The following is a 13,366-nucleotide window of genomic DNA, read 5'->3' as shown; positions in this document are numbered from 1 at the left end:
ATTATTTTTTAATTAGATCAGCGCTAATACTGCTTCACAACAAGGAATGCAAATGAAGAAATTGCTCCCCATCCTTATCGGCCTGAGCCTGACGGGCTTCAGTGCAATGAGCCAGGCGGAAAACCTGTTACAGGTCTACCAGCAGGCACGTCTGGGCAACCCTGATTTACGTAAATCAGCGGCCGATCGTGATGCTGCGTTTGAAAAGATTAACGAAGCGCGTAGCCCACTGCTGCCGCAGTTAGGTTTAGGTGCAGATTATACCTACAGCAACGGTTTCCGCGACGCTAACGGCGTTAACTCCAATGCTACCAGCGCCTCACTGCAATTAACACAGACGCTGTTTGATATGTCCAAATGGCGCGCCCTGACCCTGCAGGAAAAGAGCGCGGGCATCCAGGATGTGACCTATCAGACCGACCAGCAAACGCTGATCCTGAATACTGCCACCGCGTACTTCAACGTGCTGAGCGCCATTGACGCGCTCTCCTACACCGAAGCGCAGAAACAGGCGATCTACCGCCAGTTAGATCAAACCACCCAGCGCTTCAATGTGGGTCTGGTGGCAATCACCGACGTGCAGAACGCCCGTTCACAGTACGACACCGTGCTGGCCAACGAAGTGACCGCGCGTAATAACCTCGACAACGCGCTGGAATCCCTGCGCCAGGTGACCGGGAATTACTATCCTGAGCTGGCTTCCCTGAACGTCGACAGCTTCAAAACGGATAAGCCGCAGGCCGTTAACGCCCTGCTGAAAGAGGCGGAAAACCGCAACCTGACGTTGCTGCAGGCGCGTCTGAGCCAGGACCTGGCCCGCGAGCAAATTCGTCAGGCGCAGGACGGCCATCTGCCAACCCTGAGCCTGAGCGCGTCCACCGGCGTTTCTGACACGACCTACAGCGGCTCTAAAACCAATTCTGCCCAGTATGACGACAGCAATATGGGTCAGAACAAAGTGGGCCTGAGCTTCTCCCTGCCGCTGTACCAGGGCGGTCAGGTAAACTCTCAGGTGAAACAGGCGCAGTACAACTTTGTTGGCGCGAGCGAGCAGCTGGAAAGCGCGCACCGCAACGTGGTGCAGACCGTGCGTTCGTCCTTCAACAACGTGAACGCTTCCATCAGCAGCATCAACGCCTATAAACAGGCCGTTGTGTCTGCACAGAGCTCCCTGGACGCGATGGAAGCGGGTTACTCGGTCGGTACACGTACTATCGTTGACGTGCTGGACGCGACCACCACGCTGTACAACGCGAAACAGCAGCTCTCCAGCGCGCGTTATCAGTACCTGATTAACCAGCTGAACATTAAGCAGGCTCTGGGTACGCTGAACGAGCAAGACCTGCAGATGCTGAACAGCGCGCTGGGCAAACCGGTCTCTACCTCGCCGGACAGCGTTGCGCCGGAGAACCCGGAGCAGGTTGCCGCCGTTGATAACTTCAACGCTAACGGCAGCGCCCCTGCCGCACAGCCAGCGGCCGCGCGTAGCACGGCACCTGCAAGCAGCGGTTCTAACCCGTTCCGTAACTAAGAGTGTTATCACGCCCTCTCTCACCGGGAGAGGGCGCAGCTGAATCACACCCGAACGTAAGCCAACGTAAAGATCCCCCTGATTCCGCCCCTCTTCGCTTCATTTTCAACCACTCATCCACTATCCTGAGCGTTATTACCACTGGGTCCTGGAAGACAAACATGAAACGGACAAAAACGATCAATCACGCGTCGTTCCGCAAAAGCTGGAACGCACGTCATCTCACCCCTGTTGCGCTGGCAGTAACCGCGGTCTTTATGCTGGCAGGCTGTGAGAAAAACGACGAAACGGTTTCGCTGTATCAAAACGCGGACGACTGCTCCGCCGCAACCGGCCAGGCAGCAGAATGTAAAACCGCCTACACCAACGCCCTGAAAGAAGCGGAACGCACCGCGCCGAAATACGCCTCACGCGAAGACTGCGTGGCGGAATTTGGTGAAGGACAGTGTCAGCAGACGCCAGCTCAGGCAGGTACTGCGCCGGAAAATCAGGCGCAGGCGCAGTCCAGCGGCAGCTTCTGGATGCCATTAATGGCAGGCTACATGATGGGCCGCCTGATGGGCGGCGGTGCGGGCTATCAGCAGCAACCGCTGTTTAGCTCGAAAAACCCGGCCAGCCCGGCTTATGGTCAATATACCGATGCCAGCGGCAAAGGCTATGGCGCAGCGACCCCGGGCCGCACCGTGACCGTCCCGAAAACCGCGATGGCGCCGAAGCCTGCGACCACCAGCACCATCACCCGCGGTGGGTTCGGTGAGTCTGTGGCGAAACAGACCAGCATGCAGCGTAGTGCAACAGGCACTTCCACTCGCTCAATGGGCGGCTGATCATGGAACGAGTCGGTATTACCGAGCGCCCGGACTGGCGCGAAAAAGCCACTGAATACGGTTTTAACTTCCACACCATGTACGGCGAGCCGTACTGGTGTGAAGATGCTTACTACAAACTGACGCTCGACCAGGTGGAAAAACTGGAAGAGGTGACGGCCGAGCTGCACCAGATGTGCCTGAAGGTGGTGGATAAAGTCATCGACAGCGACGAGCTGATGACTAAATTCCGTATTCCGAAGCACACCTGGAGTTTCGTTCGTCAGTCGTGGAAAACGAATCAGCCTTCGCTTTACTCTCGCCTCGATCTGGCGTGGGATGGCGTGGGTGAGCCGAAGCTTTTAGAAAACAACGCGGATACGCCGACCTCTCTTTACGAAGCGGCATTCTTCCAGTGGATTTGGCTGGAAGATCAGATGAACGCCGGAAACCTGCCGGAAGGTAGCGACCAGTTCAACAGCCTGCAGGAAAAGCTGATTGAGCGTTTCGCCGAACTGCGGGAGCAGTTTGGCTTCAATCTGCTGCATCTTGCCTGCTGTCGCGACACGGAAGAAGACAGGGGCACGGTTCAGTATCTGCAGGACTGCGCGGCCGAAGCGGAAGTGGCGACTGAATTCCTCTATATCGAGGATATCGGCCTGGGTGAAAAAGGTCAGTTTACGGATATGCAGGATCAGGTGATCAGCAACCTGTTCAAGCTCTATCCGTGGGAATACATGCTGCGTGAAATGTTCTCCACCAAGCTGGAAGACGCGGGCGTGCGCTGGCTGGAACCGGCGTGGAAGAGCATTATCTCCAACAAAGCCCTGCTGCCGATGCTGTGGGAGATGTTCCCGAACCACCCGAACCTGTTGCCAGCTTACTTTGCCGAAGATGAGTTCCCGCCGATGGAGAAATACGTCGTTAAGCCTATCTTTTCCCGCGAAGGCGCGAACGTCTCCATTATCGAAAACGGTAAAACGCTGGAAGCGGTTGAAGGGCCATACGGTGAAGAAGGGATGATCGTCCAGGAGTTTTATCAACTGCCGAAATTTGGCGACAGTTATACGCTGATCGGCAGCTGGCTTATTAACGATCAACCTGCCGGGATTGGTATTCGCGAAGATCGCGCGTTGATTACGCAGGATCTGTCACGGTTCTATCCGCATATTTTTGTTGAATAAAACTTGCCCGGTGGCGCTACGCTTACCGGGCATGTTTTTACCCCACCTGCACCGACAGCATACTCAAACTGCCCATCTCAATGCCGTCAACCGGAATGGTAACCGGCTCCTGACCGTCCCATGCACCTAACACATACAGCAGCGGCATGAAGTGTTCCGGCGTCGGGTTAGAGAGCGAACCGCCTTCGTGATCCAGATAGTTCACTAACGGATGCTTCTCAACCGGGCCTTGCCAGGTCAGGTTCGCTTTGACGTAGGCGTTAAAAGCGCTCGCCCACGGGTATGGCGTGTTCTCACCGTGCCAGCGCGCCGTACGCAGGTTATGCACCACGTTGCCGCTTGCCACCAGCATGATGCCCTCATCACGCAGGGTCGCCAGTTTGCGGCCCATTTCCAGGTGCCAGGCCGCCGGTTTAGTGCTGTCGATACTTAACTGCACCATCGGAATATCTGCATCAGGGTACATCTTAATCAGCACGCCCCACGAGCCGTGGTCAAAGCCCCAGGCTTCTTTATCCAGCGCCACTGGAACAGGTGCGAGCAACTCTACCAGCCGCTGTGCCAGCGCAGGCGAGCCGGGAGCCGGATAATGCGTATCATACAGCGCCTGCGGGAAGCCGCCGAAATCATGAATGGTTTTAGGCGCTTCCATGGCCGTCACGCCGGTACCACGGGTAAACCAGTGCGCAGACACCACCACAATCGCCTTCGGACGCGGCAATGTCTCCCCCAGATGACGCCAGGCGCGGGTATAAACGTTGTCTTCCAGAACGTTCATTGGGCTGCCGTGGCCTAAAAACAGTGCAGGCATACGAGAAGAAGACATGGTGGTATCCTTAGAGAAGGTGTCAATTTGATGGTGCAACATTACGCGCATTCAGGTGAAGATAAACGCAGATAACCGTGAAGATCATCATCAGGAAATTTGAACATAAGATATCGCTTAAGGAGAGTGCATGTCAGTACCCTTAATTTTGACCGTGCTTGCGGGTGCCGCGACCTTTATCGGTGCGTTCCTCGGCGTGCTCGGGCAAAAACCGTCTAATCGTCTTCTGGCATTCTCGCTGGGCTTCGCCGCTGGCATCATGCTGCTTATCTCGCTGATGGAGATGCTGCCAGCAGCGCTTCACACCGAGGGCATGTCTCCGGTTCTGGGCTACGGCATGTTCATCGTCGGCCTGCTGGGCTATTTTGCGCTCGACCGTATGCTGCCCCACGCCCACCCTCAGGATTTGATGCAAAAAAGCGTTACTCCAATCCCCGGCAACATCAAGCGCACGGCGATCCTGCTGACGCTGGGTATCAGCCTGCACAACTTCCCGGAAGGTGTCGCCACGTATGTCACGGCCAGCAGCAATCTGGAAATGGGATTTGGTGTCGCGCTGGCGGTAGCCTTACACAATATTCCTGAAGGACTTGCCGTGGCCGGGCCGGTTTATGCCGCAACGGGTTCAAAACGTACAGCCGTCTTCTGGGCGGGGATTTCCGGGATGGCCGAAATTCTCGGCGGCGTGCTGGCGTGGCTGATCCTTGGAAGCCTCGTCTCCCCTGTCGTGATGGCGGCGATTATGGCTGCCGTGGCCGGGATTATGGTTGCGCTCTCCGTAGATGAGCTGATGCCGCTGGCGAAAGAGATCGATCCTAACAATAATCCCAGCTACGGCGTGCTGTGCGGCATGTCGGTGATGGGGCTAAGCCTGGTTCTGCTGCAAACGGCAGGTATAGGCTGACACGGATGCCCTCATCGATGAGGGCAATTCTATGATGCGCCCCAGCGCAGCCGTTGCATTTTACACTGTCTGCGGCTCTGTATTTACAATTGGAAAATCAAGAGTTTTTATGGATATTTTTAAGCGCAATATTTCCCAATTAAATTGCGCTTAAAAAGCCGCTGCCGCATGAAATATTAACCGGTTACGATAGTAATAAATTATATATTAACCTCCTCTAAAAATATCTTTAAGCCTCATTAATCGCAAACACCACCCTCAACCCATTATACTTTACGAGTATTCTGAAAATTAATATTCAGATTATGAATTCAATTGAAAAAGGATATTTTCATGTATATGGGTAAAAAAGTACTGTTAGCGGTTGCGATGGCTGCCATCGTTTCGGGTTCTGCTTTTGCTGATGACCAGGGTTCCGGCAAAATCAAATTCAAAGGCGTGGTCATTGATGCACCGTGCAGCATTGCACCAGACAGCGTTGATAAAGAAGTGGACCTCGGTGAAGTTACCACTGCCGTGATCAACGCTAACAAAAAGTCTACCGCTGTTCCGGTTGATATCAATCTGGAGAACTGCCAGCTTGACGATCCGGCGGACGAAACGGATACGCCAGTGACCAAAGTTGACGTGACCTTCACCAGCGCAGCAACTGACGCTACTGACACCAGCCTGATGAGCAACACCTATGCTAGCGGTGCTCAGAACGTCGGTGTTCGTCTGCTGGACAACAACGAAGCCAACATCACCCTGGGTTCGGCTCAAACGGTCGATCTACTGTCGGGTTCCACCACTCAGACTCTGCACTTCAAAGCATTAATGGAAGTTGCTCAGGGTAAAACTGCCACAGCGGGTCAGGTTGAAGCTACTGCCAACTATGTGCTGATGTACAAATAAGGTAATGCATCACGATAAAACCGGCTGGCATTATTTGCCAGCCGGTATGTGATATTATTTTGGTAACAGGATGATGACATATAAATTACAATCTAAAATCATCATTGCGTCCCTGTTAATGACGAAGATTGCCTCTGCCACCGAGTTTAATATCAATGCCATTGATAAAGACCAGCGGAGCAGCGTTGATCTCTCCCTTTTTAAAAATGAAATAGCGGTTACCCCTGGCAGCTATTTTGTTACCGTATCCATTAACGACACACCGCTGGCTAACGGCTGGCAGCTTAGCTGGAAAGAGGTAAATAACACGGTACAGGTGTGTATTCCTCCTGAACTGGCGGATACGTTTGCCCTGAAAGAGGAAGTCCGCGACGCCTTACCCGAAAAAGAGGGATGCGTCGACTTTTCCTCCAGACCGGATATCACCTTTAATTTTGAACAAGCGACCCAGACGCTGAAGGTCACCGTACCCCAGGCATGGTTGCAGTACCGCGCCGCCGACTGGATGCCACCCGCAACGTGGGACAATGGCGTACCGGGCGTGATTCTGGATTACAACCTGTTCGCCAGCCACTATCAGCCCAGCGACGGCAGCAGCACCAACAACGCCAACACCTATGGCACGGCGGGCGCGAATATGGGCGCATGGCGCCTGCGCAGTGATTATCAGTACAGCCAAACACATACCGATGCAGGTTCGGATCATGACGGACGCTTTTCGCGCGTCTACATGTTCCGCCCTCTTCCTTCACTTGGTGCTAAGCTGACGCTGGGTGAAACGGACTTCCAGTCCTCAATCTTTGACGCTTTTACCTATACCGGCGCCTCCCTGATCAGCGATGAGCGCATGCTCCCCTGGTCGCTGCGTGGCTATGCGCCACAAATTACCGGTATCGCGCAAACCAACGCGACCGTCACCGTCAGCCTGGCCGATCGCGTAATTTATCAAAGCAAAGTTCCGCCTGGCCCCTTTGTTATTCAGGATCTTAACCAGTCCGTTCAGGGGACGCTGGACGTAAAAGTGACGGAGGAAGACGGGCGCGTCAGCACCTTCCAGGTCTCGGCGGAATCGGTGCCTTTTTTAACGCGTAAAGGGCAGGTTCGCTACAAGCTGGCGGCGGGTAAAGCGCGTAAAGACGCCTCTCATGACGTCGAAGACACCGGTTTTATGAGCGGTGAATTCTCATGGGGAATGCTGTCAAACACCTCGCTCTATGGCGGGACGCTTGCCGACGGGGATCATTACCGTTCCGTTGCCGCCGGGATCGGGCAAAATATGGCGCATCTGGGTGCCCTCTCTTTTGACGTCACGCAGGCCACCAGCCAGCTCCCCTTCCAGGATAGCCAGACGGGTTACAGCTATCGTTTTAACTACAGTAAGCGTTTCGATACCACCGGCAGCCAGCTTACGCTTGCCAGCTACCGCTACTCCGATCGGAAGTTCCTGAGCTATGCCCGCTTCCTTGATTATGACGACAACGATCGTCAGACAGAAAAGCAGACGTTGAGCGTAACGGCCAGCCAGTACATCAGCCCGTTATCGCTCAACCTCTACGTCAACGTACTGCGTCAGACCTGGTGGAATGAAGCCCCGTCCACGACGGGAAGCATTACCGCAGGCTATAACTTTGATCTGGGACGCTGGAAAAACCTCGGCGTCACCCTCTCCTGGAGCAAAACGCATTACGAAGATGAAGACGACGATACGCAGTTTTATCTTTCCCTGAGCGTACCGATCGATCCGGATCATCGTCTCAGCTACGATCTGCACAACAGCGATAGCCTGAGCCAAAATGTCTCCTGGTACGACACGTCCGATCGCAATAATACCTGGGGCGTCTCCGCGGGGACGGAGAGTGAACACGCGGACGCGGGCGCACAGATGAGCGGTAACTATCAGCATTATTCACCGTTTGGCGATCTGAATATCTCCGGAAGTTATAAAGCTGATGAATATAACTCCCTGAGCGCCAGCTGGAATGGCTCGTTTACCTCAACGGCCAAAGGCGCGGCGCTGCACCGTCGCAGCTACGGAAACGAACCGCGCGTGATGGTCAGTACCGACGGCGTCGGCAACATTCCGCTGAACATGTCACGGGATGAAACCAACCGCTTTGGTATCGGCGTTTTACCGTCGGTTTCCAGTTACTCTCCCGCCAGCGTACAGGTCAATCTGGATAACCTGCCTGACGGCGTCGATGTGGACAACCGCATTACGACCACCACCTGGACCGAGGGGGCGATTGGCTATCGCCAGATTGCGACGCGCGCAGGCAACGATATTGCCGGCATTCTACGTACGCCAGCCGGCACCCCGCCGCTGGGCGCGATTGTTCATCTACTGGAAAGTGACCAGCAAATCGGCATGGTCGCCGACGAAGGCCACGTCTGGCTGGGTGCGGTAGAGCCTGAACAACAATTCCGGGTAACGTGGGGTGACAATCAGCAGTGTCGCTTCTCGCTGCCTTCACACCTTGAAAACAGTATGCAGTTGATACTGCCATGTCAGTAAGAAACCATGATGAAACTCACCTCTTTTACCAGCCTGTGCCTGATGTTAATCGGCACCGCATTTACCACTCACGCTGCCGTTAACCTGGACCGCACCCGCATTGTGTTTCCGGAAAGCGATAAGGCCAGCAGCCTCAAGATTGATAATCAGAGCAAAACGTTGCCTTATCTGGCGCTCTCCTGGATAGAAGATGAAAACGGACGCAAGGAGGACAGCCATTTTATGGCGCTTCCGCCGATCCAACGTCTTGAAGCGGGCGCCTCGTCTCAGGTCCGGATTGTGAAGCAGGCCGCGACCGCCCGGTTGCCGAAAGACCGGGAATCACTGTTTTATTTCAACCTGCGCGAGGTGCCGCCGAAAAGTTCCAGCGCGAGCGAGGAACGCAGCGTAATGCAGGTCGCGATGCAGAGCAGGATCAAACTGTTCTGGCGTCCCAAAGCGATCTCCAAAAAGGCAGGCGATCAGGCAGAAATGCGTATGGAAGTCACCGCAAACGCGAAAGGGCTCACCGTGCATAACCCTACGCCTTATTACATCACGCTGGCGTGGCTGAGCAAAAATGCGAAAACCATGCTGCCCGGTTTTGACAGCCTGATGATCGCCCCGTTTGCGACGGCGACAACCTCTACCGGTGACTATCACGGCAACTACTACAGCATTGGCTACATCGATGATTACGGTGCGCTGAAAAAGGTCGACGCGCAATGTTCAGGTACGGCGAAATGTACGCTCAGCGAGCATAAGGTCGATAAAGATGCGCAAGCTCGCTAATCTGCTGTTCCTGCTGCTGATATCCGCTCTGCCCGTAAGAGAAGCGCTGGCGCTGGACTGCTATCTTGGTGCTTCAGGCGGGCCGGTTGAAGAGACAAAAACCATCTCGCCCTTTGCTATCCCCAGCAACGCGCAGGTGGGGCAGAAAATCTGGGAATCAGATGACATTAAAATCCCGGTTACCTGCGATCACAACGTCACCAGCGGCTTTCAGCCGGAAGACGTTTACGCCTGGGTCAACCCTTACCCGGCCGCAACGGACCCTTACTATGAGCTTGGCGTAACCTACGAAGGTGTGGACTACGATGCCACGGGCCAGCCGAATGGCGTGGATACCCGCCAGTGTCTCGATAACAAGAACATCCTCATCTATACCCCGGCTCAGATCCGGCAGATGGGCTGGGAAAACCTGATCTGCTCCGGTAACCCGGATGACGTCCATACGACACGCACGTTTATTGCCCGCTTTCGCCTGTTTGTAAAAATTAAGGCGATTCCGCCTCACGGCTACGTGAGTTCGCTCGGCGATTACATCGTGGTGCAGTTTGACGGTAAAGGCGGGGTCAACCAGATGGCCGACGCGAAAAACCTGAAGTATCACATCAACGGCTTGCAAAACATTACCGTTCTGGACTGCGGGGCAACCTTCAGCATCTACCCTGAAAACCAGGAGATCGATTTTGGCACCTTCAGCGCTCGCGACATTGTGAACCAGAAAACGCGCGTTCGTGAATTTACGGTCAAAACCACCAAGGTGCAGGACGCGCAGTGCTCTGATGGATTCAAAATGGATTCGTCATTCTACACGAACGAAAAACTCAGCGCTGACGATACGGCGCTGTTGATTGGCAACGGGCTAAAACTGCGTATTCTGAACGGAACGGATCCGTTTACCTTCAACCACTATCAGGAGTATGCCGACTTCACCGGGAGTACGTTGCAGTATGAGCAAAAGTACACGGCAGAGCTGTCGTGGGATGAGGGAAAAGCGATCCAGTCCGGACCGTTTGAAACCGTGGTGCTGTTTAAAATTAACTACCACTAAAAAACAAAAAAGCCGGGTTTCCCCGGCTTTTTCACATCAGCTGTCTCAGCTGGCCTTGCGCTCGTGCGCCTGGCGGTATTCTACCAGATCTTCAATTGTGACAACCGGCATGTTGTGCAGACGCGCAAAGGTGATGCACTCTGGCGCGCGGGCCATGGTGCCGTCATCGTTGGTCAGTTCACACAGCACGCCCGCAGGCTTAAAGCCCGCCAGTGTCACCAGGTCGATCGTCGCTTCGGTGTGACCACCGCGGGTCAGCACACCGCCCGCCTGCGCGCGCAGCGGGAAGACGTGGCCTGGACGATGCAGATCGGAGGGTTTCGCATCATCAGCAATGGCGGCACGCACGGTGGTCAGGCGGTCAGCCGCCGATACACCGGTAGTCACGCCATGCGCCGCTTCAATGGTCACGGTAAAGCCGGTACCAAAGGCGCTGGTGTTGTTCTCAACCATCATCGGCAGCTCAAGCTGCTTACGACGATCTTCGGTAATACACAGGCATACGATGCCGCTGCCGTGACGGATGGTCAGCGCCATCTGTTCAACGGTCATGTTTTCGGCGGCGAAAATCATGTCGCCTTCGTTTTCACGATTTTCATCGTCAAGCACCATCACACCGCGGCCTTCGCGCAGTGCATCCAGTGCATGTTCAACACGTTGAGTTGAAGTGCCAAAAGAGGAAAGTAGCGTCTGATTCATGGTAAAAAAACCTCATTAACATTATGGTTACCAGAATCAGGGCAGTCTTAGGAGCGCCGTATAAGCGGCAAAAAGATAACGTGAGCGGGCCCATGCCCGACTGGATCGTTACTCTCTCCCATCCGGACTTTAACCGTCGGCCCCGGAATTACACCGGATCTGCTGACCTTTGAGAATTCACCCAAAGCGCTCGCGGGCTTTCAGCGTTAAGCTGATTTACCGCCGGTGGGGAATTTCGCCCCGCCCTGAGAATAAGCGAGATAACTATAACGCTATTGATTAACCTGGGCAATGCATAAGCTTCAAACAAATCTGCTTTATCCTGGGTCATGACGCGCTACAATGTTCATCAACACCGACTTATCAAGGGAAGCCATTATGATTGACCCGAAAAAAATTGAGCAGATCGCGCGTCAGGTTCATGAGTCCATGCCGAAAGGCATTCGTGAATTTGGTGATGACGTTGAGAAGAAAATCCGCCAGACGCTGCAGGCGCAGTTGGTTCGCCTTGATTTAGTCAGCCGCGAAGAGTTTGACGTGCAGACCCAGGTTCTGCTGCGCACCCGCGAGAAGCTGGCGCTGCTGGAACAGCGTCTGAGCGAGCTGGAAAACCGTAATGCGCCGGAAGAAGTGAAGCCGGCACCGGCCATTCCGCCGGTGGACGATCAGGAGTAAGTGCGGCCTGATGCCCTCTCCCACAGGGAGACGGTGAAAAAAAACGGGCCAATTGGCCCGTTTTTTACTGACTGTCTTTCTGGATCTTCTTGATGATGTTGGTGGTGGAACACCCGTCCTCAAAGTTGAGCACCATCACTTCACCGCCATTCGCCCAGACCTCTTCGCTACCCGCGATTTGCTCTGGCTTGTAATCGCCGCCCTTCACCAGCAGGTCAGGCAGGATCCCGGCAATCAGGCGCTGCGGGGTATCTTCTTCAAACGACACCACCCAGTCCACCGCTTCCAGCGCGCCAAGCACAATCATACGTTGCTCGAGCGGGTTCACCGGGCGCGTTTCGCCCTTCAGGCGTTTGGTCGACGCATCGCTGTTCACTGCCACAATGAGGCGATCGCCCAGCTTGCGCGCATTCGCCAGATACGACACGTGGCCCGCGTGCAGGATGTCAAACACGCCGTTGGTCATCACCACTTTTTCACCGCGCTTGCGCGCGGCGGCGACGGCCACCTTCAGCTCGTCTTCGGTCATGACGCCAAAACCGGTATCCGCACGACCGCGCACCGCGTTTTCCAGCTCGATGGGCGAAACGGTTGAAGTACCCAATTTACCGACGACCACGCCCGCCGCGGCGTTCGCGAAGTAGCACGCCTCTTCCAGGGAGTTACCCGCGGCCAGCGTTGCCGCCAGCACGCCGATCACCGTATCACCGGCACCGGTCACGTCGTACACTTCCTGCGCCTGGGTTGGCATATGCAGCGGCGCCTTGCCCGGCTGCAGCAGCGTCATCCCCTGCTCGGAGCGGGTGACCAGCAGCGCGGACAGCTCGAAGTCAGCAATGATCTTCATGCCGCGCTCAACCAGTTCTTCTTCCGTTTTGCACTTGCCCGCCACCGCTTCGAACTCAGAAAGGTTTGGCGTCAGCAGGGTTGCGCCGCGATAGCGCTCAAAATCGGTGCCTTTCGGGTCGATCAGCACCGGTACGCTGGCTTTACGCGCCAGCTGAATCATCGTTTGCACGCTCGCCAGCGCGCCTTTGGCGTAGTCAGACAGCACCAGCGCGCCGATGTTGCCCAGCGCCTGGTTAATGCGCTCGTGCAGCGGCTCGGGATCAACGCCTTCGAACCCTTCTTCAAAATCGAGGCGGATCAGCTGCTGGTTACGCGACAGCACGCGCAGCTTGGTGATGGTTGGGTGTGTCGGAACAGAAACGAAGTCGCACTTCACGTTCACGTCCGCCAGCGACTTGCTCAGCGCACGCGCCGCATCGTCAATGCCGGTCAGGCCCACCAGACGCGAGTGCGCGCCCAGCGAGGCTATGTTCATCGCCACGTTTGCCGCGCCGCCGGGACGCTCTTCAATGGTATCGACCTTAACCACCGGTACCGGCGCTTCAGGAGAGATGCGGCTGGTCGGCCCATACCAGTAGCGATCCAGCATCACATCCCCGACAACCATTACTCCAGCACGTTCAAACTCTGGCAGTGTTACTTTCATTCCTGACTCCAGAAAGATTCACAA

The 13,366-nt window shown here is 55.2% G+C and carries 12 protein-coding genes and 1 riboswitch; of the genes, 9 read left to right on the top strand and 3 right to left on the bottom strand.

All coding sequences use genetic code 11. The features are described 5' to 3' along the window. Positions 1 to 52: 52 nt before the first annotated feature. The 3 genes from tolC (at position 53) to ACTJI7_RS17840 (ending at position 3,521) form a co-directional block, all read left to right on the top strand. A complete protein-coding gene (tolC, locus tag ACTJI7_RS17850) occupies positions 53 to 1,531 on the top strand; it encodes an outer membrane channel protein TolC (RefSeq protein WP_028014444.1) in 1,479 nt (492 codons plus the stop codon). A 161-nt stretch (positions 1,532 to 1,692) separates the two neighbouring features. Continuing rightward, entirely contained in the window at positions 1,693 to 2,358 is a 666-nt protein-coding gene (locus tag ACTJI7_RS17845) for a DUF1190 family protein (RefSeq protein WP_028014445.1), read from the top strand. A gap of 2 nt (positions 2,359 to 2,360) precedes the next feature. Beyond that, positions 2,361 to 3,521, top strand: a complete 1,161-nt coding sequence (locus ACTJI7_RS17840) for a glutathionylspermidine synthase family protein (RefSeq protein ID WP_047364600.1) — start codon at positions 2,361 to 2,363, stop codon at positions 3,519 to 3,521. Between the two features lie 37 nt (positions 3,522 to 3,558). On the opposite strand, the gene ygiD is transcribed toward ACTJI7_RS17840, so the two are convergent. Next, entirely contained in the window at positions 3,559 to 4,347 is a 789-nt protein-coding gene (gene ygiD / locus ACTJI7_RS17835) for a 4,5-DOPA dioxygenase extradiol (RefSeq protein WP_126300152.1), read from the bottom strand. A 130-nt stretch (positions 4,348 to 4,477) separates the two neighbouring features. Between ygiD and zupT the strand changes: the two genes are divergently transcribed. The 5 genes from zupT to ACTJI7_RS17810 all read left to right on the top strand — a co-directional run bounded on the left by zupT (position 4,478) and on the right by ACTJI7_RS17810 (position 10,473). Beyond that, positions 4,478 to 5,251 carry a zinc transporter ZupT gene (gene zupT / locus ACTJI7_RS17830; protein WP_028014448.1) on the top strand — a complete coding sequence of 258 codons (774 nt, stop codon included), beginning with the start codon at positions 4,478 to 4,480 and terminating at the stop codon, positions 5,249 to 5,251. 333 nt (positions 5,252 to 5,584) lie between these two features. Further along, positions 5,585 to 6,145 (top strand): fimbrial protein, encoded by a 561-nt coding sequence (locus ACTJI7_RS17825; RefSeq protein WP_126344887.1) that lies wholly within the window; start codon positions 5,585 to 5,587, stop codon positions 6,143 to 6,145. 73 nt (positions 6,146 to 6,218) lie between these two features. Then, entirely contained in the window at positions 6,219 to 8,657 is a 2,439-nt protein-coding gene (locus ACTJI7_RS17820; RefSeq protein WP_192971924.1) for a fimbria/pilus outer membrane usher protein, read from the top strand. A gap of 9 nt (positions 8,658 to 8,666) precedes the next feature. Then, positions 8,667 to 9,428, top strand: a complete 762-nt coding sequence (locus ACTJI7_RS17815) for a fimbrial biogenesis chaperone (protein ID WP_440670514.1) — start codon at positions 8,667 to 8,669, stop codon at positions 9,426 to 9,428. Next, positions 9,412 to 10,473 carry a fimbrial protein gene (locus ACTJI7_RS17810; RefSeq protein ID WP_028014452.1) on the top strand — a complete coding sequence of 354 codons (1,062 nt, stop codon included), beginning with the start codon at positions 9,412 to 9,414 and terminating at the stop codon, positions 10,471 to 10,473. The genes ACTJI7_RS17815 and ACTJI7_RS17810 overlap by 17 nt, the downstream gene beginning before the upstream one ends. A gap of 45 nt (positions 10,474 to 10,518) precedes the next feature. On the opposite strand, the gene ribB is transcribed toward ACTJI7_RS17810, so the two are convergent. Then, entirely contained in the window at positions 10,519 to 11,172 is a 654-nt protein-coding gene (gene ribB, locus ACTJI7_RS17805; protein ID WP_028017147.1) for a 3,4-dihydroxy-2-butanone-4-phosphate synthase, read from the bottom strand. Between the two features lie 106 nt (positions 11,173 to 11,278). Next, positions 11,279 to 11,429: riboswitch (FMN riboswitch) on the bottom strand. A gap of 121 nt (positions 11,430 to 11,550) precedes the next feature. On the opposite strand from ribB, the gene ubiK reads away from it, so the two are divergent. Further along, the gene (gene ubiK / locus ACTJI7_RS17800; protein WP_028014454.1) at positions 11,551 to 11,847 is read left to right on the top strand and encodes a ubiquinone biosynthesis accessory factor UbiK; all 297 of its coding nucleotides are present in this window, start codon (positions 11,551 to 11,553) and stop codon (positions 11,845 to 11,847) included. A gap of 64 nt (positions 11,848 to 11,911) precedes the next feature. Here ubiK and hldE read toward each other — a convergent pair whose 3' ends face one another. Further along, the gene (gene hldE, locus ACTJI7_RS17795) at positions 11,912 to 13,342 is read right to left on the bottom strand and encodes a bifunctional D-glycero-beta-D-manno-heptose-7-phosphate kinase/D-glycero-beta-D-manno-heptose 1-phosphate adenylyltransferase HldE (RefSeq protein WP_003862540.1); all 1,431 of its coding nucleotides are present in this window, start codon (positions 13,340 to 13,342) and stop codon (positions 11,912 to 11,914) included. Positions 13,343 to 13,366: the final 24 nt, after the last annotated feature.

Origin of the sequence: Enterobacter sp. 22499 (assembly GCF_052044815.1) — a bacterium.
GTDB lineage: Bacteria > Pseudomonadota > Gammaproteobacteria > Enterobacterales > Enterobacteriaceae > Enterobacter > Enterobacter bugandensis.
The sequence above is the reverse complement of the archived record's forward strand: the minus strand, read 5'-3'. Positions and strand labels throughout refer to the sequence as shown.

Bases quoted from the DNA above. Each gene is read 5' to 3' on its own strand.
- tolC (WP_028014444.1), top strand. From the start codon at position 53: ATGAAGAAATTGCTCCCCATCCTTATCGGCCTGAGCCTGACGGGCTTC.
- ACTJI7_RS17845 (WP_028014445.1), top strand. From the start codon at position 1,693: ATGAAACGGACAAAAACGATCAATCACGCGTCGTTCCGCAAAAGCTGG.
- ACTJI7_RS17840 (WP_047364600.1), top strand. From the start codon at position 2,361: ATGGAACGAGTCGGTATTACCGAGCGCCCGGACTGGCGCGAAAAAGCC.
- ygiD (WP_126300152.1), bottom strand. From the start codon at position 4,347: ATGTCTTCTTCTCGTATGCCTGCACTGTTTTTAGGCCACGGCAGCCCA.
- zupT (WP_028014448.1), top strand. From the start codon at position 4,478: ATGTCAGTACCCTTAATTTTGACCGTGCTTGCGGGTGCCGCGACCTTT.
- ACTJI7_RS17825 (WP_126344887.1), top strand. From the start codon at position 5,585: ATGTATATGGGTAAAAAAGTACTGTTAGCGGTTGCGATGGCTGCCATC.
- ACTJI7_RS17820 (WP_192971924.1), top strand. From the start codon at position 6,219: ATGACATATAAATTACAATCTAAAATCATCATTGCGTCCCTGTTAATG.
- ACTJI7_RS17815 (WP_440670514.1), top strand. From the start codon at position 8,667: ATGAAACTCACCTCTTTTACCAGCCTGTGCCTGATGTTAATCGGCACC.
- ACTJI7_RS17810 (WP_028014452.1), top strand. From the start codon at position 9,412: ATGCGCAAGCTCGCTAATCTGCTGTTCCTGCTGCTGATATCCGCTCTG.
- ribB (WP_028017147.1), bottom strand. From the start codon at position 11,172: ATGAATCAGACGCTACTTTCCTCTTTTGGCACTTCAACTCAACGTGTT.
- ubiK (WP_028014454.1), top strand. From the start codon at position 11,551: ATGATTGACCCGAAAAAAATTGAGCAGATCGCGCGTCAGGTTCATGAG.
- hldE (WP_003862540.1), bottom strand. From the start codon at position 13,342: ATGAAAGTAACACTGCCAGAGTTTGAACGTGCTGGAGTAATGGTTGTC.